Source organism: Actinomadura sp. NPDC049382 (assembly GCF_040677125.1).
In the GTDB taxonomy this organism is placed as follows: domain Bacteria; phylum Actinomycetota; class Actinomycetes; order Streptosporangiales; family Streptosporangiaceae; genus Spirillospora; species Spirillospora geliboluensis.
The window spans coordinates 215,258-237,495 of the sequence record NZ_JBFARO010000003.1 but is presented as its reverse complement, the minus strand read 5'-3'; the positions used below and the strand labels follow the sequence as shown (position 1 = coordinate 237,495).

Below are 22,238 nucleotides of genomic sequence, written 5' to 3'. Positions count from 1 at the left end.
GTGATCACCGAGCTGGAACGGAGCAGCGCGGAACGCATCGGGGACGGCCCACGGCTCTACCTAGTCCACAACGACCCTCTTGAGGAATTGCTCTTCGACCGCAACCTCATGGGGGCCGGGTTCCGCCGGGCCTGCCTTCGTTCCAGCCGGTGTTTCATCGCCCATCTAGCCGACGAGTTGAGCCCTGACGAGACCGCCGAACTGGTGATCCTGAGCAAGGGCCTGACGTACCAGCTCGCGGAGGCCGTCTCGGCGGAGACAGGGCACAACCTGCCCACGAACCTCATTGCGACGTCACGAACGGCGGTCGCTCACGACACCGCCCGTATCGAGGTGCCGTACTGCTGCTTCGAGGCACCGGCCGAAACACTGCTCATCGGCGACACCGTCGCGTCCGGCGAGACCATCATCACCGCGCTACGCCGTTTCCTTGACGTCCATCCGCTCCGACGCGTCTTCGTCATCTCCTATGCGGGGACACTCGTGGGCGCCACGAGAATCGCCGAGTTCTGTGCCGACCGCGGCATCGAGGCGACGTTCCTGTACGGTCTCGCAGCGTTCGGCCTGGGAGACAACGGCTTCGACCTGTCGTTCCTTCATCCCGAGACGGTCACGCGGCCCGGGTACGCCGCGCGGGCCCGCGAGCAGTTCTCCGGACGGCCGGTGTCGGCGGTCGGCTGGGACTTCGGCTCCCAATCCATGGCTCCGCGTAAATACCGGCACCTGACCTGGGTCGAGTCGCAGGTCTGGGGCCTCACCGGCGCCGAATGCCTCAAGGTCGCCGAAGCACCCGACGACTGGTCGGACCTCGTCCACGAGCGGGCCGCCTACGAGCATGCCCTTCTGACGGGCGAGGCCGGGAGTGCAGGTTCCTTGGAGCAGTACCGGGGGCGGTAGAGGCCGTGCACCAACCTTCAAGACTCTTGTCAAATGACCAATGTCTTGTAAGTCAGTCGGACGGTGTGCCGCGTCGGCGGACCAGCGGAAGATAGACCTCATCAACGATCTCAACGAGGACCTCGTCAGGGGCGGTAGGGACACCGCGCACCACGAACTCGTTGCGCAGCAGAACGATCGCCACGGTCGCGACGCGCGGATGGAGCGCCTCCGGAGCCGCTTCACCGCGCGCCACAGCACGCCCGAGGATGGTCAGCCAGGAGGCGGCCACGGCATCGGCCGACTGGTCCGGTAGCTGCGCCAGGAGTTCTGACGCCCCGCCGGCCGCCGCGAGCAGGTCGCGCAGGATCGAGCCGAGCGGCGAACTCCAGTGGCGGTTCGCCCGGCGGAGCTGCTCAAGGACGTCGTCCCGCAGATTGCCGGTGTCGGGCGGCTGGACGCTCTTGGTCAGCCGCCGGTAGGCGGCGATGCCGAGGGCCAGCCGGTTCGGCCAGCGGCGGTAGATCGCGTTCTTGTTGGTGCGGGCGCGTTCGGCGACGCGGTCCATGGTCAGCCCCGCGAACCCGGACTCGGTGAGCTCCGCGACGGCGGCGTCGAGGATCGCCTCCTCCAGCACGGCGCCGCGGCGCCGCGTCTGCCCGTGGTCTGGTCGCCTTGCCGGATCGTCCGCCATGCCCTCGTCCCGTATTCGGTACCGCCCGTTCCTCGCCAAGGTTGGCGTCGCCCTCGCACGGAGGGCAACTAAGGTACGGTGAGTACCCTAATCTCAAGAGAGGACACCCCCATGCGCGCCAAGGGCATCACGTACGACACCGGGTTCATCCGCAACGGGCAGAACTCGCGCGAACACTTCGATCCGGCGCTGGCCGAGCGCGAACTGCGCATCATCCGAGACGACCTGCACTGCAACGCCGTCCGCGTCACTGGCGGCGACCCCGCCCGGCTGGAACTGGCCGCCACGCTCGCCGCCGATCTCGGCCTGGAGGTCTGGTTCTCGCCCTACCCGCTGGAGCTGACCACCGAGGAGATGCTGACGCTCTTCGCCGACTGCGCCGAACGGGCCGAGCGCCTCCGGCTGCGGGGCGCGGAGGTCGTGTTCGTGGCGGGTGCCGAGCTGAGCCTGATGAACAAGGGCTTCCTCCCCGGCGACTCCCTGGACGAGCGGGTCGAACTCCTGAGCCGCCCGAAGGGGCTGCGCGAGCTGGTCACCGAAGCCAGTGGCCGCGTCAACGCCTTCCTGGGCGACGCGGTGAAGCTCGTCCGCGAACGCTTCGGCGGCCGGGTCACCTACGCCGCCATCCACCTCGACTTCGTGGACTGGACGCCCTTCGACATCGTCTCCATGGACCTCTACCGCTCGGCCGACATCGCGGACCGGTTCGCCGAAGGCGTCCGCGCACTCGTCGCGCAGGGCAAGCCCGTCGCGATCACCGAGTTCGGCTCCTCCTGCTTCCGCGGCGCGGGCGACGTGGGCGCGCGCGGCCTGGAGATCGTCGAGTACGACGAGGACACCGGCGCACCCGTCCGGCTCGACGGCGAGTACACCCGCGACGAAGCCGGCCAGGCCGCGTACCTGAGCGAGTCGCTGGACGTCTTCGAGGCCGAAGGCGTCGACAGCGCCTTCGTGTTCATCTTCGCCCTCTACGACCACCCGCACCGCCCCGGCGGCGACCCCCGCTACGACCTGGACCTGGCCAGCTACGGCATCGTCAAGGTCCTCGAAGACGGCCACGGCACCACCTACCCCGACATGCCCTGGGAACCGAAGGTCGCCTTCACCGCCGTCGCCGACCACTACCGCTGACGCGCTCAGCCCACGTCCGTCCCGCGCACATCGGGCACAGCCGAGCCTCTCGATGATCAGCGGGCGGACGGCGTCCCAGCCAAGACCCCCATGACCGCATTCTTGGCCGCTGAACCCCCGCGCCGCCATCGCGGACGGACCAACGGTCCGCCGGTACGCCGACATCGGAACCGCCGTCCTGGCCATCACCCACGACGCCCTGATGCTCACCGCCACGGCCGGGGGACCGTGGCACGAGGGTTGTGGGGCGCTCAGGGTCTCGGGGACATTCCGGCGAAGGCGGCGTCGAGGAGACGGTCGATGTAGTCGTGGGTGATGGGTTCCTGGACGAAGAGGAACCGGTAGTACAGGGCGCCCGAAAGCATGTCCATCGCGAGGTCCAGTTCGAAGTCAGGGGCGATCTGGCCCTGCTCCTGGGCCGCCTGGAGACGGCGCAGGAAGTCGTCGGTCTGCTGCCGGATGAAGCGTTCCTTGTGCCCGGCGGCGACGTCCGGGGCGTGCTGGACCTCGCCGAGGAGGGCCCGGTACAGCGGGCCCCAGGGCGGCCGGGTCAGCAGTTCTGTGGCCTTGATCATCACCTCCCGTGTGTCGGCCACGATGTCGCCCGTGTCGCGGTGGACGAGATCCTCGGTGTTCAGGCTGAGGACCGCGTCGAGGAAGAGCATCCCCTTGGACGGCCAGCGGCGGTAGATCGTGTGCTTGCCGACGCCGGCCCGGGACGCCACCGCCTCGATGCTGAGCTTGGCGTAGCCCGACTCCAGGGCCAGGTCGCGGGTGGCCTGCATGATCGCTTCGGTCCGCTCGGCCGAAAGGGCGGCACGGTGGTCGGTCATGCCGCCCACTCTAACGGCACGGCACGTGCCGTGTTGACAGCATCGAGCCGGGTGCGCCACGCTGACCACTACGGCACGGCCCGTGCCGTGCCGCCTCTGGACGACGATGAGAGGGGTGCCCCCGGCGAGCCGTCCAGAAGGCCCCTGATGCAAAGGAGACCCCCGATGGTCACGGAGATGCCGTCGAACCCGCCGCCGATCAGCGCCGCGGCGGCCTGCCGGAGGAGCACCGGCGGCCCACGGCCGGCAGAAGGGCGGGGCAGGTGACGGAGTCGGCGACCGGCCCGGCACCCGAGCCCGCCGGCCGTCCGAGCGCGTGCGGTGACGGCGGCGCGGTGGCGCGGGAGCGCACTCGCATCGCCCTTGAGCTGCACGACACCGTCGCGCACCACATGTCCCTGACCCTCGTCCGGGCCGAGGCGGCGCTGCGGAACGTTCCCGACCTGCCGGACGCGGCGAGGCAGGCGCTGGAGGCGGTGCGGGACGCCGCACGCGCGGCGCTCACCGACACCCGCCGCATCGTCGGGAAGCTGCGCGCCGGTGAGGCGGCCGCCCCGCAGCCCGGCCTCGACCGGCTCGGTGAACTCGTCGGCGCGGCGCGCGGCGGCGGGCTGCTGGTGTCCAGCGCCGTCGTCGGCGTGCCGCGCCCGCTGAGCGCCCGCGTGGACCTGGCGGCGTTCCGGATCGTGCAGGAGTCGCTCAGCAACGCCGTCCGGCACGCGCCGGGCGCATGCGTGAGCGTCGAGATCCGCTACGGAACCGGCGCGCTCACGGTGTCGGTCAAGGACGACGGCGCCCGGACCACCGCTAAACCCGTGCCCGGCGGAGGCCACGGCCTGGCGGGGATGCGCGAGCGGGCCGGGATGCTCGGCGGCACCCTCCAGGCGGGGCCGCGGGCAAGAGTGGGCTGGTCAGTCGTCGCCGAACTGCCGTACGACGAGCCCGGCACGGTCGTCCCCCTCCGTTCGGATGGACGGACCCACGGGCGGGGCCGGTCCGGTCACCGCGATCGCGAGGCCGCCGTGCGCGTCGTCCTCGCCGAGGGTCTCGTCCTCCTCCGGGACGGGCTGGTCCGTCTACTGGAGGCGTCCGGGGCGGAGGTGGTGGAGGCGGTCGACCATGGCCCGTCGCTGCTGCGCGCGTTGACCGTGCACCGTCCGGACGTGGCGGTGGTGGATGTCCAGCTGGCTCCGACGTTCACCGATGAGGGCCTGCGGGCGGTGGCCGAGGCCCGCAGGCGGATCCCCGACCTGCCTGTCCTGGTGCTCTCGCAGCATGTGGAGCTGTTCTCCGCGCGGGAACTGCTGTCCGACGGCAGCGGCGGCATCGGCTACCTACTCAAGGACCGGGTCGCGGACGTGGGTCAGTTCGTGGACGCGGTACGGAGGGTGGCCGCCGGGGGCACCGTCCTCGATCCGGACGTGGTCACCCAGTTGCTGAGCCGCCACGCACACCAGGAGCCGTTGCAGGCCCTGACGACGCGGGAGCGGAACGTGCTCAGGCTGATGGCGGAGGGCCGCTCCAACGCCGCCATCGCGGCGGCGCTGTTGGTGACCGAGAAGACGGTCAGCAAGCACACCGACAGGATCTTCGGGAAGCTCGGGCTGCCGCCGTCCGAGGACGTCAACCGGCGCGTGCTGGCGGTGGTCGCCTACCTCGACGCCGAACGCCCCGTCCCGCGCGAACCCGCCACCGGCGCCCCCGCAAGGGGACACATCACCCCCTCACTCCGGACGCCGGGCTGGCACGACCTGGCACCAGCGCAATGACAGCCCGATAGCCAGACAAAAGTGGCGACACGGCACAGCACACCAGCCGAACAACAGCCGCGCGGACGGACGGGCGGACGGGCCTCAGCACGGCGTCCAGGTCGCGGCCCGTTCCCGCCGCCCGTGCAAGGCCACCCCGACTCCGGGACATATGGCGGGTTTCCGGAGATCACCAGTAGGGGTCGACCTGGTCCGCCACCGAAAACTCCGTCCCGCACTCGGGACATGTCGCCGCACCGAACAGGCAGGTCAGCCGTACCGCCACGTCCTCCTGGCCGTGAGCGCGGGCAGTAGCGTGCAGGCGCTCGGCCAGGCCGCCCAGGGACTCGGGCTCCGCCCGGCGCAGCGGGAGCTTGCGGACGTCCGCGTCCACGGCATAGTCCCCGCCACAAGAGAAGTAGCCGTAATCGCCGAAGGCGACGAACAGCGTCACAGTGCATTCGGGGCATTCGATCTCGTACTCGTCATCGTTGAGACCCTCGAGCCGATGCCCCCAGCATTGGACGCCCTCGAAGGCCAGCACGGACTGCAGCAGGTACACGTACGTATGACGGTCGGGCGCCGCAGGCAGCATGCGGGTGGCGATCCGTCCGAGCTCGGCGATGTCCGCCGCATGCCGCGCCCGGACGTCACCGGCATCGTGCGGCTGGTCTTCACCGGCCACGATCGCGGCGGCCAGCACGACCGCCATGGCGGCGTCGTCGTCACGCACTCCCTCGGCGGACGCGATGACCCGAAGCCGCGGCAGCGCAGCGAAGCTCGCGGAGTAGACCGTGCCCTGATGGCACAGTGCCGACCACAGATCGTTCCAGACCTGACCGCCGCCCTCGGTTCCGACCTGATCGAGGAGCCCAGGGATGTCCTCGGCGGAGCCATAGGCATGCGAAAGCCGCGACCAATCAATCATCAGGCGAGTAGATCACGGCGAACCACCTTCTCCCGAGCGGCGGCGGCAGAGCTGCGGCGCTTCGCAAGCGGGCGGGGCGCCGACCAGAACTCGGGTCCGGCGGCACGTACCCCCTTGTCCCCGGACCCGACCGGACGACGTTCCCGAGCCACGGACACATGGTGGACGCGCCGCCCTGTTAAAGATGTGGAACATGCGACGGCCCAGGTATGTGAAGTTGCTGGGGCCGGGCGGAGAGGGGGCGGACGGGGCGGTTAGCGGGTCGGGTGTCGCTTGACCTGCTCAATTAGACCGGCGAACTGCGCACCGGACAAGGTGAGGTGTCCCCCGTCCGGGACCTTGCTGTCTCGCACCCCGATCCCAGCCCCTGCCCCAAGTCGCCCCAGCTCAACGCAAGCCTTGTCATCGACACCGCCACTGTGAGTGCTCCTGCGCCACTGGACTGCCATGGCTATCGCCCCCGATGCTGCTTGACTTGCTCGATCAGGTCGGCGAACTGCACAACCGACAAGGTGAGGCGCATCCCATCCGGGTCCTTGCTGTCCCGCACCCCGATCCCAGCTTCCGACACAAGTCGTCCCAGCTCAACGCAGTCTTCGTCATTGACCCCGCTGCTATGGGTGCTCTTGCGCCACTGGACGGTCATGGCTAACGCACCCGATGCTGCTTGACCTGCTCGATCAGGCCAGCGAACTGCACAACCGACAAGGTGAGGTGCCCTCCATCCGGGTCCTTGCTATCCCGCACCCCGATCCCGCCCCCTGACCCGAGTCGTCCCAGCTCAACGCAGTGCTGATCGTCAACACCGCTGCTGTGAGTGCTCTTTCGCCACTGGACTGCCATAGCTACGGCACCCGATGCTGCTTGACTTGCTCGATCAGGCCGGCGAACTGCGCAACGGACAAGGTGAGGTGTCCCCCATCCGGGTCCTTGCTGTCACGCTCCCCGACCCCCGGCGCAAGTCGTCCCAGCTCAACGCAGTGTTCGTCGTTGACACCGCTGCTGTGGGTGCTCTTGCGCCACTGGACTGCCATGGCTACGGCACCCGATGCTGCTTGATCTGCTCGATCAGGCCGGCGAACTGCGTAACGGACAAGGTGAGGTGTCCCCCATCCGGGTCCTTGCTGTCACGCACCCCGACCCCCGGCGCAAGTCGTCCCAGCTCAACGCACACATCATCGTTCGCGGAGCCACTGTACGAACTCTTGCGCCACTGGACGGTCATGTGTAGCTCTCCAAGTACTTCTTGATCAGTTTGCGCGAGGCGTCCTGAGAGTCTGCCTTTGCGCCGATACGTTCGAAACTATCAACAACCTCCTTGATCTCGTTAGGCATCTCGATCAAGCGTCCACCGCCGTGTGCCCCCGCGTAGGCGATGTCGCGGTCGGAAAGACCGATGAGCTGGAAGAACCCGTCCGCCCCCTCATGCTCACCAGCCGAGAAGGGGACGATCCGTAGGATCACGTTCCAGCGTTCGCCCATTTCGAGGAGGTGTTCGAGCTGCGGCTTCATGACCTCGGCTCCTCCGACACGACGCGCAAGAACAGCCTCGTCCAGCAGAGCCCAGATGTACGGCGGGTCCTCTCGTTCCAGAATGGCTCGCTTTCGTGCGATCCTCCCAGCAAGGACCGCTTCACGGTCTTTCGCCGTACTCAGCCGACCGTACCGCCGCGTGTAGTCATCGGTCTGGAGAAGCAGCGGGATCAACTGCCCGTGGAAGACCTTGATCTCAGCTGCTTGACGCTCGTGCTGGCTGTATTGCTTGAACCAGTTCGGGTCGTGCGCCATACGGGCGTACCACAGCAGCAGTTCGAAGAGTCCGCCAGTCTCGAATTTCACGTCGAGACGCCGCGCATAGTCAACCTGTAGCTTCGCACGCCCGGCTTCGATGTTCGAAACGCTGGATCGAGCCATCCCGATGATCTTCCCCCACTGCGCGAGCGACAGCCCCTCCTTCTCTCGCATGAACCGCAGGTAGTAGGCCAGGAAGTGCCACATCGAGATCTTGGGGTCGAGGGGCTCACGAACGATCTTCATCGGCCCTCCGTGTTTTTGATTGACGTTGATACAGGCAAAACATAGAACGCTGCGGCAATCCTTGTCGCAGGAAATCGGAATCTCGGGCAAGGACGGGACGATGGCGATGACGGCGACCGCAGAGCCGATCATGCCCCTTATGGGCACACCTTCCGCAGTGGGGCAAGCTCGCACATTCACGGACACACAAATCCGCAAATGGGACTACTCGCACATTCTCGACAGCGCGCTTCTCATCGTCTCGGAACTCGTCACGAACGCGGCGCGGCAGACGCCGGACGAGGAGATCCGTCTCCAGCTCAGCCGGGACGCCTACGGGATCATCATCGCCGTCTGGGACGCCGACCACGAGCTGCCCGCGGCCAAGCCGATGAAGGAACTCACCCTCGACGACCTCGACCTGTCGGAGGAGGCGTTCGACGACAACGGCGGCTGGGGCCTGCACATCGTCCAGGCCATGTCCGCCAAGTGCGGCGTCACCGCCGACCCGGCCGGCGGCAAATGGGTCTGGTCGCGAATGCACCCGTAGCCGACCTCGGCTCCGCCCTCATCCGCAAAGCCAGTCCAGGCACACCCCTCGACGGGAGGTACCACGAAGATGGCCACCGACCACCTGACGACCACGAGCGGTCGACGCCTGTTCCTGACCGCCCTCGATCAGGCCGTGCGCGAGCGCGGCGGGATGTCGTGCGGCATCGTCGCGCGCAGCGGCACGCCCGTCCTGCACGTGATCAACGCCCAAGCACCCCACAGGTTCACCGAGATCGGCGCCGACTTCATCGCCGGCGCCTGGGTCTTCACCTGGGCCGGTACCGGCAAGGCCATCGGCGCGGCCGACGCCCCGGCCGCCGCAGCCGACACGATCGCCCACGCGGTCGGGGCAGCCACCGGAATCCGTCCGTGATGGAAAGCGAGTTCCCGAACTCCTCCGGCACTACCTCCTGTTCGGCACCTAGACCCCTCCGAACGGACGGCATTCCGGGCGCGGCACATGCCCGTCCGTCCGGAGGTTCAGTGCGGTTCACCAGCCGCAACGACACAACGAAGGAGAAGATGATGGGCGACCGCGACAAGGGAAACAGCGACGAGCGGACCACCACCGACGGGGACAAGCCGCAGGGCGGGTCCCGTGGGACCGGCGACAGGACCAACGGCAACCCCAACGACGGGAAGCGTTCGTGACCGACTGGCACGAGATCATCGGCTCGATGCCCCGGCGTTCGTTCACACCCGACGTGGTGTGGGCGGACCTGGGGCCCGGCCCTTGGGCACGGCTCGACCGCACCGCCGACCCCGACAAGTGGGAAGAGGTCGTAGCGCTCGACCAGCCCTTGGTGACCCAGTTCGAGGACGGCCGGACCGAGGGCGAGGGACTGGCCAGTTCGTCGCTGTCGATGCCGACGTTGGTGGTCGAGTTCCTGGAGCAACTCGACCCGTTCGACCACGATCGCGTACTGGAGATCGGTACCGGCTCCGGATGGACGGCCGCGCTGCTCTCGGTCCGAGTGGGCGCCCACAACGTGACCACGATGGAAGTCGACGCGGGCCTGTCGGTCAAGGCCGCCGAACGGCTCCGGGCCGCCGGCCACAAGTGCCGCGTCATCGTGGGCGACGGCGCGGACGGCTACCCCGAAGGCGCTCCCTACGACCGGATCCACGCGACATGCGCAGTCTCACGCGTGCCGTACGCATGGGTGGAGCAGACTCGGCCGGGCGGACGGATTGTCACCCCGTTCTCGGCCGGGTTCGGCTACGGCACCGTCCTACGCCTGGACGTCCTCGACGACGGGACGGCCCTCGGCAAGTTCGCCGGATCGGCCGACTACATGGTGCTGCGCGCTCAACGCCCGGCCTACGGACCAGCCCGGACATGGGCAAAGGCCATGGAGAGGGAAGTCCGAGTAGGCCGCACCCGCCTGGACCCCCGCTCACTCTCCTACGGGCCGGTGAGCATCGACCTCACCGTGGCGGCCCTCGTGCCAGGCGTGGTCTCAAGGTTCTACTCCGACGCCACCGGAGCGACCGCATGGGTCCTGGACCGCGAATCCCATGAAGGCGCGTGGGCCTCCGTCGACTACGAATCCGGCCAACCCGACTACGAGGTCCAGCAGGCAGGTGACCGCTCCCTCTGGGACGAGACCGAAGCCGCCTACCTGCAATGGCTCAAATGGGGACGCCCCGACATCACCCGCTTCGGCATCACCGTCACACCCGACGCCCAAACAATCTGGCTGGACACCCCAGCCAACCCCATCCACTGAGCCACAACCCCTTGCAACCTGCCCGACCACCCCAACCGGGGCAGGTTTCGGCTGCTCCTGGTCGGGGCCGCGTGAGTCGCCGGGCTCCGCTCCGCGCTACCAAAGGAGCACCCCGAGGGGGCGAACGCGGCGGCTGGACTCAACATCCCAGATGACGGAAAGCGTGCCTCCGTACCGATCGTCCCCGGCCGACCATGGCACCCGGCCATGATGTCGGAGCGGTGGCGTTCGGCCCGGACGGCACCATCCTGGCAAGTGTCAGCAAGGCAAGGGCAAGAGAACCCATCCCACACGACTGAACACACCTAACTGATCCGTTCAGCAGTGTCTCCCGTTGGACACATTTTTCCTATTCGGGTTGCAGCCGCCCGGCCCTGATCCACTACCAATTTGGGATGGGTACTGGGCTGAGCGTCACCATCAACGAGACCCCCGACGGGCGCCGCATCGTCCACTACGACGGGCAGTCCTTCGAGCTGACGCCGTCACCCGGCGAGGTGATCTGCCCCGCGAGTGACGGGACGGCGCTCCACCACAGCCGGAACTGCATGCACATGCTCGGGCACGAGGACGGGTGGAAGGTCTATCCCGACCCGGCAGGCGACCTGTGGCAACGGCTACTGGAAGCCGGGCCGGCGGACGACGTGCGGGGGCGGCAGGCGTTCGCGGCGGGAGCCGGCCTGCGAAATGGGGCAGGCCGACCGGTGTTCAAGCTCTGCCAGACCTGTACGTGTGTCCCGCTCCCCAGCGTCGGCGGCATCAGCACGCCCGCCAAGCCGCTGTCGAGGGCCCTCGCCGAGTTCGACAGATCCGCCCACGCGGACCAGATCGCCCGAGCGGACGCAGAGATCGCCCAGGTACTGCGCGACTTCCCACTGGACTCATGGCCGACCATGCCGCTTGAGCGCTACGCCCTCGGCACGGACGTCTACCAAAATTCCTTCTGCCATCGCATGGAGTTCGGAACGGACGCTCTGTGCAGTATGAAAGGAGGGAGCGCCGCCAAACACATCATCTTCCGGCGGAAGAAGGAGGGGATATGGAGATATCCCCTAGAGTACGACGATGAGCAGGCCGCCTGGGAGAATGTGCGGGCAGGGTTCGTCGAAGCATTCGAGATCATCCGGGGAGGTCGGCTCAGCGACATCGACACCATCGATTCGCTCCGGCCAGGGCCGGCGCTGACGGCAAAAGCGATCTCCTGCTACTTCCCCGGTGCACTCATTCCGGTCACGAGCCGCCAGCATGTGCGTGCGTTCATCTTCCACCTGTCCGGAGAGCACAACAATCTTGACGCGTTCGCCGCGCACGAGCGACTCAAGCAGGTGGTCGGTGACGACGGGCGCTTCGCCGGCTGGCATCCGTACGAGATCGGAAAGTTCCTGTACGAGTGGGCGGATCCGCGTCCGGCCACCACGACGATCCTCAAGGTGGCCCCCGGGGAGAACGCCAAGTACTGGGATGAATGCCTTAAGGGCGGCTATATCTGCATCGGCTGGGACGAGGTCGGAGCCCTCAGCGAGTACGACTCGGAGGAGGAGTTCCGCGCCGCATTCGAGGAGGCATATTCCGTCGAATACAAAGGTAACAAGAGCAAGATTTCAGCGAAGGCGAACGAAGTCTGGCGGCTGTACCAGTTGAAACCCGGTGACCTTGTTGTGGCCAATAAGGGCACCAAAGAAGTCCTCGGGGTCGGCACGGTGACCGAGGAAGGCTACCGGTGGCGTGACGAACGCCCGGTCTTCCAGCACACCGTCTCCGTCAGCTGGGACACCGGTTACGCGCAGATTCTCGCCGCGCCGCAGAAGTCGTGGGGCACGGTCACCGTGGCCAAAGTCTCGGCAGAGCTGTGGAAATCCCTCCAAGTGTCCGGGACAGTGGGGCGGCCAGAGAGCAAGATCGTTCCCGCGGATCCGCTGTTCACCGAGATCGCCGGACTTCTCAGGCGCAAGGGCCAGGTCGTCCTGTACGGGCCACCGGGGACGGGGAAGACGTACACGACCCTGCGCTTCGCGCTCTGGTGGCTGGCAACCCAGATGCCGGAGTTGGGGGTTGACGCTCTCGCCACTTACGGCACGGCCGGGTTCCAGCGGGCCCTGAGCACGTTCAATCGAGGCGGGTATCTGACACAGGTGACGTTCCACCCCGCGTACGGGTACGAGGACTTCATCGAGGGTTTCCGTCCCGCCGAGGGCGGCGACGGCGGGCTCCAGCTCGTACTGCGTGACGGAGTCTTCAAGCGGGTGTGCGAAACGGCCTGGGCGAATCCCGAACGGCCCTACCTGCTGCTGATCGACGAGATCAACCGCGGCGACGTCCCGAAGATCCTCGGTGAGCTGATCACGCTGCTGGAGCCGGACAAGCGGGGGCTGCAGGTCACGCTGCCCACCGGCGGGCGCTTCGCCGTGCCGTCCAACGTCCACATCCTGGGGACGATGAACACCGCCGACCGCAGCATCCGACTGCTGGACTCGGCGTTGCGGCGCCGGTTCGCTTTCCATGAGCTGCTGCCCGACACCGACGCCCTCGACGGGCAGAAGGTCGGGGACGTGGATCTGGGCCTGCTGCTCCGGGAGCTCAACCGCCGCGTCGTCAAGGAGCTGGGGCGGGAGCGGCAGATCGGGCATTCGTTCTTCATGCCGGGCGGTGAGCCGGTCGACAGCGAGGCCGAACTGGCCGCGATCGTGCGCACCGAGGTGCTGCCGCTGCTCCAGGAGTACGCCTACGACGACTACTCGATGCTGTCCCGGTTCCTCGGCCAGGAGATCGTCGACGTGCAGGCTCATACCGTCGCCGGGCTGAGCGACGAACGGCTGGTCGCGGCGCTCTCCACGGAACTCCAGGCGAGCGCGGGCGAATAGTGAAGACGGTCATCGTCCCGGAACACAAGAGCCGGCGGGTGCCGGGCCTCTCCCCCACCGCTTCGGATCTCGCCGCCGTCGAATCGGCGGACCTGGCGAAGCGCATCACGATGCGCTGGCTCCGAAACGGCGACCTGGAAATCGTGGCCGGGTCCCATGTCGGCGTGGTCGATCTCGACTGCGTGTCCGTCCACGTCCAGCCGAAACTGGCCGGGTCGGAACTCGGAGTGCTGGAGATGATCGACTATGCCGCCGGGCTGCGCTCTCTTCGAGAGCTTCCACTGCTGAGGCCTCTGGCGACCGGATTGAGCTTGCGCGACCTCGTGTGCCTGCTGCTGACACGGGAGTGGCGACCGGTTGCTCCGTCATGGGTTGCGGCGCGACTACCTGCGGCGGGAGGACGCGCTTCCGGTGGTCCGTGGGCGCCTGCTGGTAGAGCGGCAGGTGACACGGCGATACGGGATGCTCGACCGGCTCGAATGCAGGTACGACGAGCGCAGCGCCGACATACTCGACAACCGGTTGTGCGGAGCGGCGCTGCATTTCGCGGCCCGTGCGGCGAAGGACGCGGAGGTGCGCACCACGGCCCGGCGCCTCGCCGCCGACTTCGGCGGGGTCTGCACCTTCGACGGTTTCGATGTGCGGTCGGCTGCGGAACACCTCACCTACCATCGGGCGAACGAGCACTATCGCGATGCGCACCGGTGGGCCAGGATGCTGCTGGACGGCTCTTCCTTCACCGACCGGCACACCAGAAACAGCCGGGTGACCCACGCCTTCATGGTCGACATGAACGCGCTGTTCGAGGATTTCGTCACGCGGCTGCTGCAGGACGCCTTCAGCGGATCCGACGTCTCCGTGCGAGCGCAGGAGAGTATGCCCAGGGCGATTCGCGGCGAGGGCGGTGGGTCCTACACCGAGATCCGCCCGGACATCCAGCTAGTTCAAGGGCGGGGAGCGAACGCTCGACGCTGCTCCATCGACGCCAAGTACAAGCTCTACGCGGAGAGGAACGTCGCGACGTCCGACCTGTTCCAGGGGTTCGTCTATGCGCAGGCGGCCGGGGGTTCGGCGGCGGCACCGACCGCCTTCATCGTTTACGCGAGCGACCGCAACGTCCCGTCCAGGACGGTCACGCTCCATCGGGGAGACGACGCGGTGGCCGCCCGGGTCACATATGTCGCGGTCAACGTGCCAGAGGTGCTGGGGTCCCTCGCTGCGCGGGACAAACTCCTCGCCGATCTACGCGGCCTGATGGCGCCGTCGCGCCGAGTACCGTCCGCAGTCGGCGCCTCAGCCGGGTAGCGGCCAACCCGCTCTATCGCGCTCCGATGTGCGGGTTCGTAGTTGAGGGTTGACAGCGTCCGCTGGTTGGTATGTGCTCTCAGCACCGCCCTCAATAACGACCCGATCAGGGAGGGATGCCGCGATAGCGATATGTTAGCGATAACATTTCTGCCTTTCAGGGAAGGGCATACAACGCCTGACCCCTGCAGATGTTCCCAAGGCTCGCTGCTCCCACATGTGAGCGCTAACTCACCTGCCGATCAGAGTAGGTACCGCTGCGCGTCCAGCAGCAGGAATGGAGGGTTTGTACGATGATTCTGTTACGGCCGGCGCACTGGAAAAGGAAACTGCTGTTCGTCGCAACGGTCGCCGCGGTCGGGATCGCCGGTCTGGTGGGGATGCCGGGGCGGTCCCTGGCGGCCGGGACGCTGCCGTGCGACATCTACGCGTCCGCCGGGACGCCCTGCGTCGCCGCGCACAGCACCACCCGGGCGCTGTTCGGCTCCTACGGCGGCCGCCTCTACCAGGTGCGCCGCGCCTCCGACAACGGCACCCGCGACATCGGGGTGGTCGGCGCCGGCGGGTACGCCGACGCCGCCGCGCAGGACGCGTTCTGCGGCGGCACCACCTGCGTCATCACGGTCATCTACGACCAGACGTCCCGCCACAACGACCTGACCCCGGCCCCGCCCGGTGGCGTCGGCGGCCAGGACGCGCCGGTCCCCGCGGACGCGCTGCCGATCACCGCCGGCGGCCGCACCGTCTACGGCGCCTCGTTCTCCGGCCACATGGGATACCGCGACAACTCCACGTCCGGCATCGCCACCGGAAGCCAGCCCGAGGGCATGTACATGGTCACCACCGGGACGCATTACAACAGCAGTTGCTGCTTCGACTACGGCAACGCCGAGACCAACAACCTGGACAACGGCAACGGCCACATGGACGCCATCTACTTCGGCACCCTGTGCTGGTTCTCGCCCTGCCACGGTTCCGGCCCGTGGGTGATGGCCGACCTGGAGAACGGGCTGTTCCAGTCGAACACCGGCGGCAGCCAGAACACCGGTTACACGGGCAACCGCAACCCGTTCGTCACGGCGATGCTGAAGAACAACGGCACGAACTACTTCGCCATCAAGGACGGCAACGCGCAATCGGGCGGGCTGTCCACGCGCTATTCCGGGGCCTTGCCCACCTCGCCCTCCGGCTATTCGCCGATGCACAAGGAAGGCGCGATCATCCTCGGCATCGGCGGCGACAACAGCAACACCGCCATCGGCTCCTTCTACGAGGGCGTGATGACCTCGGGCCTGCCGTCCGACGCGGCGGAGAACGCCGTCCAAGCGAACATCGTCTCGGTCGGCTACGGCGCGCCGAGCCCGGTCGCGGCGGGCACGCTCAACCCCGGCTCGACCATTTCACTGCGCGCGACGACGGCCTGCTGCACCACGCGCTACATCCGCCACCAGAACGACGGCGTCGTCACGTCGGAGATCTCGTCGGGCAGTTCGTCCCTCGACAAGAACGACGGGAGCTGGATCGTCCGCAGGGGCCTGGCGAACAACTCTTGCGTTTCGTTCGAGTCGCGCAACTACCCCGGTGACTTCCTGCGGCACTTCGACTACCAGCTCTACCGGCAGCCGATGGACGGATCGGCCATCTTCCGTGCCGACGCCACATTCTGCCCGCAGGCCGGGAAGAGTGGCAGCGGAACGTCCTTCGCGTCCTACAACTACCCGGACCGTTTCCTCCGCCACTACAACGACACCCTTTACATCGCCAGCAACGGCGGCTCGCACGCCTTCGACGCGTCCGCGAACTGGGCCGCCGATGTCACCTGGGCCGTCACCGCCCCCTGGGCTCCCTGAAAGAGCGCGAGCCGCCCCCGGCCTGGAGGGCGGCTCGCCCGCGTCAGGGGACGATGGTCACGGTCAAGGCGTCGACGCGATAGGTGCCCGGCTGGGGGCGGACGGTCTCGGCGATGGCGTGGCAGACGGCGTCCGGGAGGGTGATCTCCAGGGCATGGTCGGCGTCGTTGTGCGTCACGGACTGGCCCGGGAGAAGCGCGATGGGGCGGCCGGGGCCGCGCAGGATCAGCGGGTTGCCGTGCGGGACGCGCGCCGGCAAGACGCGCGTGAACTGCGGGACATGCCTCGCACCGATCTCCAGCGTCACACCGTTCGACGTGTCGGCGCCGAGCTGGTGGAAGAACAGGTAGCCGGTGCCCGACCCCTCACGCCGCGACCCCTCCCGGACGGTATCGGCGACCCCGGGGACGTCCGCGAGAGACGTGCGATCCAGGTTCGTCACCAGCAGCGGGAGGTGCGGCGCCATCGCGTCCATCAGGCCCGCGACGTGCCAGGACTGGGCCGCGTGCAACTCGTCGGTCGTGATGCCGACGAACTGGAGGAAGGCGACCTCGCCCAGGGGCGTCCCGGCGCGGCCGAGTTCGGGGTCGAGGACGAACGCGCCCGCGCAGACCGCCGAACCGGGGCGCTCCGGGTCGAGCGGGTCCGGGAACTCGATGTAGTGGCCCGGCTCGAAGTCGTTGCCGCTGTTCGACACGTACGACGCCAGCTTCTCCAGGTGCGCCATCGCCCAGTTCGGCGCGGCCGTCTCACCCGGGAGGCGCGGGACGCGCAGCGTGAACTCGTAGCCGCGCTCCTCGAACGGCGCGGTCAGCGCGTAGCCGATGAGGTGCCAGTGCGGCACCGGCTCCGTGCGCGGGTAGACGGCGATCGTGTTGGTGACGAACTGCCCCATCGGCATCGGCCCCATCGGCCGGTAGGGCATCGGCGCGTCCCACTCCAGGCGCTCGGCGTCCCCGTACCGCGCGTTGAGCACCCCATCGATCGCGTTCCATCCGTCGACGTTCAGCATCCTGCTCCCTCTGGACGATCACATGTCCAGGTACAGACGCGGGAGAGCTGATCTTGGTTCAGCCGTCGACGTCCGAGTCCGGGGGCTGCAGCTTGGCCGCGATCGCGTAGTCGATCTGCACGTCGCGGTAGGTGACGTGCTCCTCCACCTCGTCCGGGACGTTCGTGCGGTAGCTGCCGGACGACGACTCGGCGGAGGCGTCACCGGAGAACTCCACCGAACTCTCCGGGACGACCTCGAAGCGCAGTTCATCGGCCTTGATGCTGGCTGTGAAGAGGATGTCGGCCGTCCGCCGGACCTCGGCGTCCGGACGCTCGTCGCCGCTCATGAACGCCCCGCCCCGCCGGAGACCAGCCGGAGCAGCGCCCGTCCCAGATCGCGCACGGACTCTTCGGCCTCGTGGAGCGCCTCCTCCATGGATCCCGACCCGCCGGGCTCACCACCGCCATCGCCTTCATCGGGCCCGCTCTCCGGCGGGTCATCGCCCTTGGCGTCCTCGGTTCCCTTGGCGTCCTCGGTTCCCTTGGCGTCCTCGGTTTCCTTGCGGTCGTCGCCGGACTCCTCGGTCTTCTCCGTGGACGCCTTGGGACGTTCCGTTTCGGACGAGGTATCCGCCTCGCCCGCGGCGCCTGCGGCCTTGCCCGCTGCGCCCGCGGCGCCCGCAGCGCCTGCCTTGCCCGCCTCGCCTGCAGCGCCCGCAACGCCCGACGCGGCCGATTCCGCAGCCTGTCCAGTGCCTTTGCCGACACCTTCGACCGCCCCGCCCGCACCCTTGCCGACATCCTGGACCGCCCCGCCCGCACCCTTGCCGACATCCTGGACCGCACCGCCCGCGCCCTCACCGACGCCTTGCACGGCACCACCAGCACCCTCGCCGACGCCCCGCACTGCGCCGCCCGCGCCTTCACCGACCTCTCGCACGGCGCCACCCGCGCCCTTGCCGACGTCCTCGACAGCACCGCCCGCACCCTTACCAACGTCCCGGACGGCACCACCCGCGCCCTTACCAACGTCCTCGACAGCACCGCCCGCACCCTTACCGACATCCCGGACGGCACCACCAGCGCCCTTGCCCACCTCGCCGACGGCGGCGCCGGTCCCGGAGCCGATGTCGCGCGCCGCCGCCTCCACGCCGCGTCCGACATGCTGGAGAAGCTCCGGGTTGCGGTCGAGGGTGGTCAGGACCCGGTCGACGATGACGGCCACGTTGTCCAGCCGGACGTCGAGCCGCGCCTGCGCCTGAACTCCCTTGATCTCCAGCTTGACCCTGCCGAGGAACACGTCCGCGCCGACGTTCAGCTTGAGCAGGTCGAGGACCTGGGCGACGAGCGAGACGTGCGCCTCCAGGTTCTCGACCTCAAGCGAGATCTCCTCGACTTCGACTTGGGGGACGTTGAGGTAGACGTCGGGCCCCTCGCTCTGCTTCCGCTCAAGCTTCTGCCTGCCAGACGCGTCGCTGTCCATCGCTCCCCCAGAGCCTCGGCCGGTCTCTGCCTCCGTGTCACGACCCGCTACCCGACGCCTACCAGCGAAAACGTCGGGGCTCTCAGGCACTGCTCCCGGCCTTCTCCTTGTCGCGGGCTTCCTTCTCGGCCTCCTGGCCCTCTGGCTCCTCCTTCTCCTTCTGGCCTTCCGGCTCCTCCTGGCCCTCTGGCTCCTTCTGGTCCTTCTCCTCCTCCTGATCCTTCTGCTGCTCCTGGCCTTCCTGCTTCTCCTGTTCCTCCTTGAGGGCGTCCTCATGGGTCTTGACGACCTCGCCGTCGCGAATCTCGCCGCGCCAGCCCTCGACTTCCTCCTGCTTGAGGAGAGCCTGGGTCATCATGTGGCGCTTGATGTGCTTGAAGTCCAGGCGGAGCCGGCGCCCCTGGGCCCGCCACAGGTTCGCGGTCTTCTCCACGAAGCCGTCCGGGTGGTACTCGGCGACCAGCAGGATCCGCGTCATGGTCGGGGCCAGCTCATGGAACGTCACGGCGCCGTCGACGTAGCCCTTGGATCCCTTGGACTTCCAGATGATCCGCTCGTCCGGCACCTGCTCGATGATGTTCGACTCCCAGCTGCGATGCGACAGGAAGATCTGCGCCCGCCAGTTGATCTTCTCGTCCGACTCCTGCTCGACGCTTTCGACCTTCCGCGTGATGGTCGGGTAGTCGGCGAACTGCGTCCACTGGTCGTAGGCGACACGGCGCGGCAGTCCCACATCGAACTGCTCGATGATGTTGACCACCTTGGGACCGCCACCGGTCCCCTTGCCGTCCCCGCCGTCCTTACCGCCACCGAAGGGCAGGGCGTTCTTCACCTTCTCCTTCGCGCCGGTCATGCCCGCGCTGACCCCCGCCTTGAGCGGGGACTCCCCCTCGGCGAGCTTCTTCGCGCCCGCGGCGGCCATCTTCGTGCCGGTGTCCCCACCGTCCGCGGCGTCGGTCAGCCGCTGGGTCATGTCCTGGATCTTCCCGCTGGCCCCCGTGATCGCCCGCACCATGAGCGCCTGGACGAGATCCCGGCCGGCTTCCTTGAGCTGCTCAACGGGTAGCTCCTTGCTCTGGTCTCCGCCGCCCGTGTCCGCCATGGTCATCACTTCGCTCGGTAGACGATGCCTCGTACACCCCCGCCATAGCCCCAGAAATCGCCACGAAACGACCGCCCCCCGCCCCTGACCAGCAAAAAGCAAAGATCTACCGCCCCTTGCCACCCCCACCGCGTCTCCACAGCGCCACCCCTTTCGCCGCAGCAGGGCGTCCAGACACCAAACGGCCCCGCCCACATGCACAGTGGGCGGGGCCGCAGGGAACGTCAGGCGAAGAGGTCTTCGGCCTTGTCTACGAGGGCCGAACGCTTGGCCCAACGCTCAAGCTGATCGGTATCCATGCAGCTCGTAACGCGCTGACGCGTCTCGCCCGAGACAGTGATCCCCCGAGCCTCCAACACAATGAGAACCGCCCTCGCCATCCCCTCAGCACGCACCTCAGCACGCGCCTCAGCAAGGCCTTCGGCGCGGCCCTCAGCACGGTGTTTCTTGGCGAAGTCGGACTTCCACTCATAGCCCTCAAGCGTCATCGTGCCCTCCCGCAATATCGGCAGGACTGAACCAACCGTCAGTCCAGCAGGTCCTCAGCCCGGTCAACGACCGCAGCGCGCCTGAGCCAGCCCTCAAGCTGGTCAGAGTCGACACAACTCATGACGCGCTTACGCACCTCATTGGGAACCGCGATCCCACGACCTTCCAGCACCAGAAGGAGCGCCTTCGCCTCCCCCTCGGCACGTCCCTCGGCACGGCCCTTGGCGCGGTGAGCCTTGGCGAAGTCGGACTTCCACTCGTAGCCCGCAAGCGTCATCGTGCCCTCCCGCAGTATGGGCAGTCCGGGCCGGGCGTCAGTCCAGGAGGTCCTCAGCCCGGTCAACAACCGCAGCCCGCTTGAGCCAACGCTCGAGCTGATCGGAGTCGGTACAGCCCAGGACACGCCTGCGCACCTCGTTCGGAACCGCGATCCCGCGACCTTCCAGCACCAGGAGGAGCGCCTTCGCCTCGCCTTCGGTGCGGCCTTCGGCGCGGTGGGTCTTGGCGAAGTCGGACCTCCACTCGTAGCCCACGAGCATCATCGTGCCCTCCCGCAGTATGGGCAGTCCGGGCCGAGCCTCAGTCCAGGAGGTCCTCGGCCCGCTCGACCACGGCAGCGCGCTTGAGCCAACGCTCGAGCTGGTCGGAGTCGGTGCAGCCCATGACACGCTTACGCACCTCATTGGGAACCGCGATCCCGCGACCTTCGAGCACCACGAGGAGCGCCTTCGCCTCCCCCTCGGCGCGTCCCTCAACGCGGCCCTCAACGCGGCCTTCGGCGCGGTGTTTCTTGGCGAAGTCGGACTTCCACTCGTAGCCGGCGGTCTTCACGATCTCCTCCAGGAGCTTTCGGGCGGCTTCGGAGAACTGCTCAGCCAGGTAATCATCGTACAGACAACCGTGGTCGTGCTCCTTGGCTGCGACGACGGCGATGGCGGCGGCCACGCTGGTCAGGACGGCTTCGGCGTGCGGGCCATCGGCGTGGGCGGGGGCGCTGTAGACCGCCAGTTCGGGGAGTTGGCGGGCCTGGTCGGGGTCGGTGACGGGGGGGCAGCATGCCGGGGTGGACGGTCAGGGGCCGCAGCGCCCATTCGGGATGGCCCATGTCGATCGGCTGGGCGCAGCGCTCCGCGACCGCCGCATTGGGGCAGAAGACCAGCAGGGTCGCTCCGCACCTGTGGCGGTGCCGGAGCAGTGCCGCGTAGGCGGGCCAGCTGAAGATCTTGTCCTCGTCGAACTTGAGTTGGGACTCCACGATGATTCCGTGGCTCGGCTTCTTGGGGTCGTCGAGGACGACGGTGGCGTCGCAGCGCAGCTCGGCCGGGCTCAGACCGGCGAACGACTCCGAGGACAGGGTCGCGGCATCGTAGGGGATGTCCAACCCGAAGACGGTCTGCAGGATCACCGGGGCGAGCACGGGCTTCTCACGGACCAACTCGAGTGGCATCTCGTGATCGGTTGATGGCATGACGAGCAAACTAACGGTAATCATAGGCTCGCGGAGCGTTAAAGGCGCTCGGAGGCGGGTCATTTGACGACTTGGCCCGGGTGGACTGTTTCACCTGGTCAGACAGGGTGATGCGAGGTGTCTGCTTTGCCTGTTGGCTGGGGGTAGATGGGGCCAGAAGGGCGAGTGCCGGATGTACG

Annotated in this window: 27 protein-coding genes and 1 pseudogene; 11 read left to right on the top strand and 17 right to left on the bottom strand. The window is 67.8% G+C overall.

Annotated elements, in window-relative coordinates; translation table 11 throughout:
• Window positions 1-897 carry a hypothetical protein gene (locus AB0K34_RS03650; protein ID WP_364545084.1) on the top strand — a complete coding sequence of 299 codons (897 nt, stop codon included), beginning with the start codon at window positions 1-3 and terminating at the stop codon, window positions 895-897.
• A gap of 52 nt (window positions 898-949) precedes the next feature.
• Here the strand turns inward: AB0K34_RS03650 and AB0K34_RS03645 are convergent, their stop codons facing one another.
• The gene (locus AB0K34_RS03645; RefSeq protein ID WP_364545081.1) at window positions 950-1,570 is read right to left on the bottom strand and encodes a TetR/AcrR family transcriptional regulator; all 621 of its coding nucleotides are present in this window, start codon (window positions 1,568-1,570) and stop codon (window positions 950-952) included.
• A 111-nt stretch (window positions 1,571-1,681) separates the two neighbouring features.
• Between AB0K34_RS03645 and AB0K34_RS03640 the strand changes: the two genes are divergently transcribed.
• A complete protein-coding gene (locus tag AB0K34_RS03640; protein WP_364545079.1) occupies window positions 1,682-2,701 on the top strand; it encodes a hypothetical protein in 1,020 nt (339 codons plus the stop codon).
• 251 nt (window positions 2,702-2,952) lie between these two features.
• Here the strand turns inward: AB0K34_RS03640 and AB0K34_RS03635 are convergent, their stop codons facing one another.
• The gene (locus AB0K34_RS03635) at window positions 2,953-3,534 is read right to left on the bottom strand and encodes a TetR/AcrR family transcriptional regulator (RefSeq protein ID WP_301174411.1); all 582 of its coding nucleotides are present in this window, start codon (window positions 3,532-3,534) and stop codon (window positions 2,953-2,955) included.
• 263 nt (window positions 3,535-3,797) lie between these two features.
• Between AB0K34_RS03635 and AB0K34_RS03630 the strand changes: the two are divergent.
• A pseudogene (locus AB0K34_RS03630) lies at window positions 3,798-4,460 on the top strand (histidine kinase); the annotation flags it as partial.
• Window positions 4,461-4,556: 96 nt separating this feature from the next.
• Window positions 4,557-5,303 carry a response regulator transcription factor gene (locus AB0K34_RS03625; RefSeq protein ID WP_364545123.1) on the top strand — a complete coding sequence of 249 codons (747 nt, stop codon included), beginning with the start codon at window positions 4,557-4,559 and terminating at the stop codon, window positions 5,301-5,303.
• Window positions 5,304-5,472: 169 nt separating this feature from the next.
• Here the strand turns inward: AB0K34_RS03625 and AB0K34_RS03620 are convergent, their stop codons facing one another.
• From AB0K34_RS03620 to AB0K34_RS03590, 7 genes are all read right to left on the bottom strand, one after another.
• A complete protein-coding gene (locus tag AB0K34_RS03620; protein WP_364545076.1) occupies window positions 5,473-6,210 on the bottom strand; it encodes a hypothetical protein in 738 nt (245 codons plus the stop codon).
• Between the two features lie 254 nt (window positions 6,211-6,464).
• Entirely contained in the window at window positions 6,465-6,659 is a 195-nt protein-coding gene (locus AB0K34_RS03615; protein WP_364545073.1) for a DUF397 domain-containing protein, read from the bottom strand.
• Between the two features lie 2 nt (window positions 6,660-6,661).
• Complete coding sequence (locus AB0K34_RS03610) at window positions 6,662-6,856, bottom strand: DUF397 domain-containing protein (protein ID WP_364545070.1); 195 nt, start codon at window positions 6,854-6,856, stop codon at window positions 6,662-6,664.
• 2 nt (window positions 6,857-6,858) lie between these two features.
• Entirely contained in the window at window positions 6,859-7,053 is a 195-nt protein-coding gene (locus tag AB0K34_RS03605; RefSeq protein ID WP_364545067.1) for a DUF397 domain-containing protein, read from the bottom strand.
• A 2-nt stretch (window positions 7,054-7,055) separates the two neighbouring features.
• Window positions 7,056-7,244, bottom strand: coding sequence for a DUF397 domain-containing protein (locus tag AB0K34_RS03600; protein WP_364545064.1), 189 nt, complete (start codon window positions 7,242-7,244; stop codon window positions 7,056-7,058).
• Window positions 7,245-7,246: 2 nt separating this feature from the next.
• Window positions 7,247-7,435, bottom strand: a complete 189-nt coding sequence (locus AB0K34_RS03595; RefSeq protein WP_364545061.1) for a DUF397 domain-containing protein — start codon at window positions 7,433-7,435, stop codon at window positions 7,247-7,249.
• Entirely contained in the window at window positions 7,432-8,379 is a 948-nt protein-coding gene (locus AB0K34_RS03590; protein ID WP_364545058.1) for a helix-turn-helix transcriptional regulator, read from the bottom strand. Before AB0K34_RS03590 ends, AB0K34_RS03595 begins: the two co-directional genes overlap by 4 nt.
• Window positions 8,380-8,404: 25 nt before the next feature.
• On the opposite strand from AB0K34_RS03590, the gene AB0K34_RS03585 reads away from it, so the two are divergent.
• The 7 genes from AB0K34_RS03585 to AB0K34_RS03555 all read left to right on the top strand — a co-directional run bounded on the left by AB0K34_RS03585 (window position 8,405) and on the right by AB0K34_RS03555 (window position 16,524).
• Window positions 8,405-8,776, top strand: coding sequence for an ATP-binding protein (locus AB0K34_RS03585; RefSeq protein ID WP_364545055.1), 372 nt, complete (start codon window positions 8,405-8,407; stop codon window positions 8,774-8,776).
• Window positions 8,777-8,845: 69 nt separating this feature from the next.
• Window positions 8,846-9,151: a hypothetical protein gene (locus tag AB0K34_RS03580; RefSeq protein ID WP_364545052.1), complete on the top strand. Its 306-nt coding sequence runs from the start codon at window positions 8,846-8,848 to the stop codon at window positions 9,149-9,151.
• A gap of 110 nt (window positions 9,152-9,261) precedes the next feature.
• Window positions 9,262-9,429, top strand: a complete 168-nt coding sequence (locus tag AB0K34_RS03575) for a hypothetical protein (RefSeq protein WP_165965513.1) — start codon at window positions 9,262-9,264, stop codon at window positions 9,427-9,429.
• Window positions 9,426-10,508 (top strand): methyltransferase domain-containing protein, encoded by a 1,083-nt coding sequence (locus tag AB0K34_RS03570; protein WP_364545049.1) that lies wholly within the window; start codon window positions 9,426-9,428, stop codon window positions 10,506-10,508. Before AB0K34_RS03575 ends, AB0K34_RS03570 begins: the two co-directional genes overlap by 4 nt.
• Before the next feature lie 395 nt (window positions 10,509-10,903).
• Window positions 10,904-13,369 (top strand): AAA family ATPase, encoded by a 2,466-nt coding sequence (locus AB0K34_RS03565; RefSeq protein WP_364545046.1) that lies wholly within the window; start codon window positions 10,904-10,906, stop codon window positions 13,367-13,369.
• Window positions 13,370-13,726: 357 nt separating this feature from the next.
• Window positions 13,727-14,674: a hypothetical protein gene (locus AB0K34_RS03560; protein WP_364545043.1), complete on the top strand. Its 948-nt coding sequence runs from the start codon at window positions 13,727-13,729 to the stop codon at window positions 14,672-14,674.
• A gap of 293 nt (window positions 14,675-14,967) precedes the next feature.
• The gene (locus tag AB0K34_RS03555; RefSeq protein ID WP_364545040.1) at window positions 14,968-16,524 is read left to right on the top strand and encodes an alpha-L-arabinofuranosidase B; all 1,557 of its coding nucleotides are present in this window, start codon (window positions 14,968-14,970) and stop codon (window positions 16,522-16,524) included.
• Between the two features lie 43 nt (window positions 16,525-16,567).
• Here the strand turns inward: AB0K34_RS03555 and AB0K34_RS03550 are convergent, their stop codons facing one another.
• The 8 genes from AB0K34_RS03550 to AB0K34_RS03515 all read right to left on the bottom strand — a co-directional run bounded on the left by AB0K34_RS03550 (window position 16,568) and on the right by AB0K34_RS03515 (window position 21,536).
• Window positions 16,568-17,536, bottom strand: coding sequence for a suppressor of fused domain protein (locus tag AB0K34_RS03550; RefSeq protein WP_301174424.1), 969 nt, complete (start codon window positions 17,534-17,536; stop codon window positions 16,568-16,570).
• A 58-nt stretch (window positions 17,537-17,594) separates the two neighbouring features.
• A complete protein-coding gene (locus AB0K34_RS03545; protein ID WP_301174425.1) occupies window positions 17,595-17,864 on the bottom strand; it encodes a hypothetical protein in 270 nt (89 codons plus the stop codon).
• On the bottom strand, window positions 17,861-19,000 hold the full coding sequence (locus AB0K34_RS03540) for a hypothetical protein (protein WP_301174426.1): 1,140 nt from the start codon (window positions 18,998-19,000) through the stop codon (window positions 17,861-17,863). The genes AB0K34_RS03545 and AB0K34_RS03540 overlap by 4 nt, the downstream gene beginning before the upstream one ends.
• Window positions 19,001-19,082: 82 nt before the next feature.
• Window positions 19,083-20,108 (bottom strand): SRPBCC family protein, encoded by a 1,026-nt coding sequence (locus tag AB0K34_RS03535; protein WP_301174427.1) that lies wholly within the window; start codon window positions 20,106-20,108, stop codon window positions 19,083-19,085.
• 218 nt (window positions 20,109-20,326) lie between these two features.
• On the bottom strand, window positions 20,327-20,590 hold the full coding sequence (locus AB0K34_RS03530) for a hypothetical protein (protein ID WP_301174428.1): 264 nt from the start codon (window positions 20,588-20,590) through the stop codon (window positions 20,327-20,329).
• Window positions 20,591-20,628: 38 nt separating this feature from the next.
• A complete protein-coding gene (locus tag AB0K34_RS03525; RefSeq protein WP_301174429.1) occupies window positions 20,629-20,868 on the bottom strand; it encodes a hypothetical protein in 240 nt (79 codons plus the stop codon).
• A gap of 37 nt (window positions 20,869-20,905) precedes the next feature.
• Window positions 20,906-21,133, bottom strand: a complete 228-nt coding sequence (locus AB0K34_RS03520) for a hypothetical protein (protein WP_301174430.1) — start codon at window positions 21,131-21,133, stop codon at window positions 20,906-20,908.
• A 37-nt stretch (window positions 21,134-21,170) separates the two neighbouring features.
• Window positions 21,171-21,536: a hypothetical protein gene (locus AB0K34_RS03515; RefSeq protein ID WP_301174431.1), complete on the bottom strand. Its 366-nt coding sequence runs from the start codon at window positions 21,534-21,536 to the stop codon at window positions 21,171-21,173.
• Between the last annotated feature and the right edge of the window lie 702 nt (window positions 21,537-22,238).

Bases quoted from the DNA above. Each gene is read 5' to 3' on its own strand.
- AB0K34_RS03615 (WP_364545073.1), bottom strand. From the start codon at position 6,659: ATGGCAGTCCAGTGGCGCAGGAGCACTCACAGTGGCGGTGTCGATGAC.
- AB0K34_RS03545 (WP_301174425.1), bottom strand. From the start codon at position 17,864: ATGAGCGGCGACGAGCGTCCGGACGCCGAGGTCCGGCGGACGGCCGAC.
- AB0K34_RS03610 (WP_364545070.1), bottom strand. From the start codon at position 6,856: ATGACCGTCCAGTGGCGCAAGAGCACCCATAGCAGCGGGGTCAATGAC.
- AB0K34_RS03635 (WP_301174411.1), bottom strand. From the start codon at position 3,534: ATGACCGACCACCGTGCCGCCCTTTCGGCCGAGCGGACCGAAGCGATC.
- AB0K34_RS03620 (WP_364545076.1), bottom strand. From the start codon at position 6,210: ATGATTGATTGGTCGCGGCTTTCGCATGCCTATGGCTCCGCCGAGGAC.
- AB0K34_RS03595 (WP_364545061.1), bottom strand. From the start codon at position 7,435: ATGACCGTCCAGTGGCGCAAGAGTTCGTACAGTGGCTCCGCGAACGAT.
- AB0K34_RS03645 (WP_364545081.1), bottom strand. From the start codon at position 1,570: ATGGCGGACGATCCGGCAAGGCGACCAGACCACGGGCAGACGCGGCGC.
- AB0K34_RS03565 (WP_364545046.1), top strand. From the start codon at position 10,904: ATGGGTACTGGGCTGAGCGTCACCATCAACGAGACCCCCGACGGGCGC.
- AB0K34_RS03525 (WP_301174429.1), bottom strand. From the start codon at position 20,868: ATGACGCTTGCGGGCTACGAGTGGAAGTCCGACTTCGCCAAGGCTCAC.
- AB0K34_RS03555 (WP_364545040.1), top strand. From the start codon at position 14,968: ATGATTCTGTTACGGCCGGCGCACTGGAAAAGGAAACTGCTGTTCGTC.
- AB0K34_RS03535 (WP_301174427.1), bottom strand. From the start codon at position 20,108: ATGACCATGGCGGACACGGGCGGCGGAGACCAGAGCAAGGAGCTACCC.
- AB0K34_RS03580 (WP_364545052.1), top strand. From the start codon at position 8,846: ATGGCCACCGACCACCTGACGACCACGAGCGGTCGACGCCTGTTCCTG.
- AB0K34_RS03530 (WP_301174428.1), bottom strand. From the start codon at position 20,590: ATGACGCTTGAGGGCTATGAGTGGAAGTCCGACTTCGCCAAGAAACAC.
- AB0K34_RS03605 (WP_364545067.1), bottom strand. From the start codon at position 7,053: ATGGCAGTCCAGTGGCGAAAGAGCACTCACAGCAGCGGTGTTGACGAT.
- AB0K34_RS03540 (WP_301174426.1), bottom strand. From the start codon at position 19,000: ATGGACAGCGACGCGTCTGGCAGGCAGAAGCTTGAGCGGAAGCAGAGC.
- AB0K34_RS03640 (WP_364545079.1), top strand. From the start codon at position 1,682: ATGCGCGCCAAGGGCATCACGTACGACACCGGGTTCATCCGCAACGGG.
- AB0K34_RS03590 (WP_364545058.1), bottom strand. From the start codon at position 8,379: ATGATCGGCTCTGCGGTCGCCGTCATCGCCATCGTCCCGTCCTTGCCC.
- AB0K34_RS03520 (WP_301174430.1), bottom strand. From the start codon at position 21,133: ATGATGCTCGTGGGCTACGAGTGGAGGTCCGACTTCGCCAAGACCCAC.
- AB0K34_RS03550 (WP_301174424.1), bottom strand. From the start codon at position 17,536: ATGCTGAACGTCGACGGATGGAACGCGATCGATGGGGTGCTCAACGCG.
- AB0K34_RS03600 (WP_364545064.1), bottom strand. From the start codon at position 7,244: ATGGCAGTCCAGTGGCGCAAGAGCACCCACAGCAGCGGTGTCAACGAC.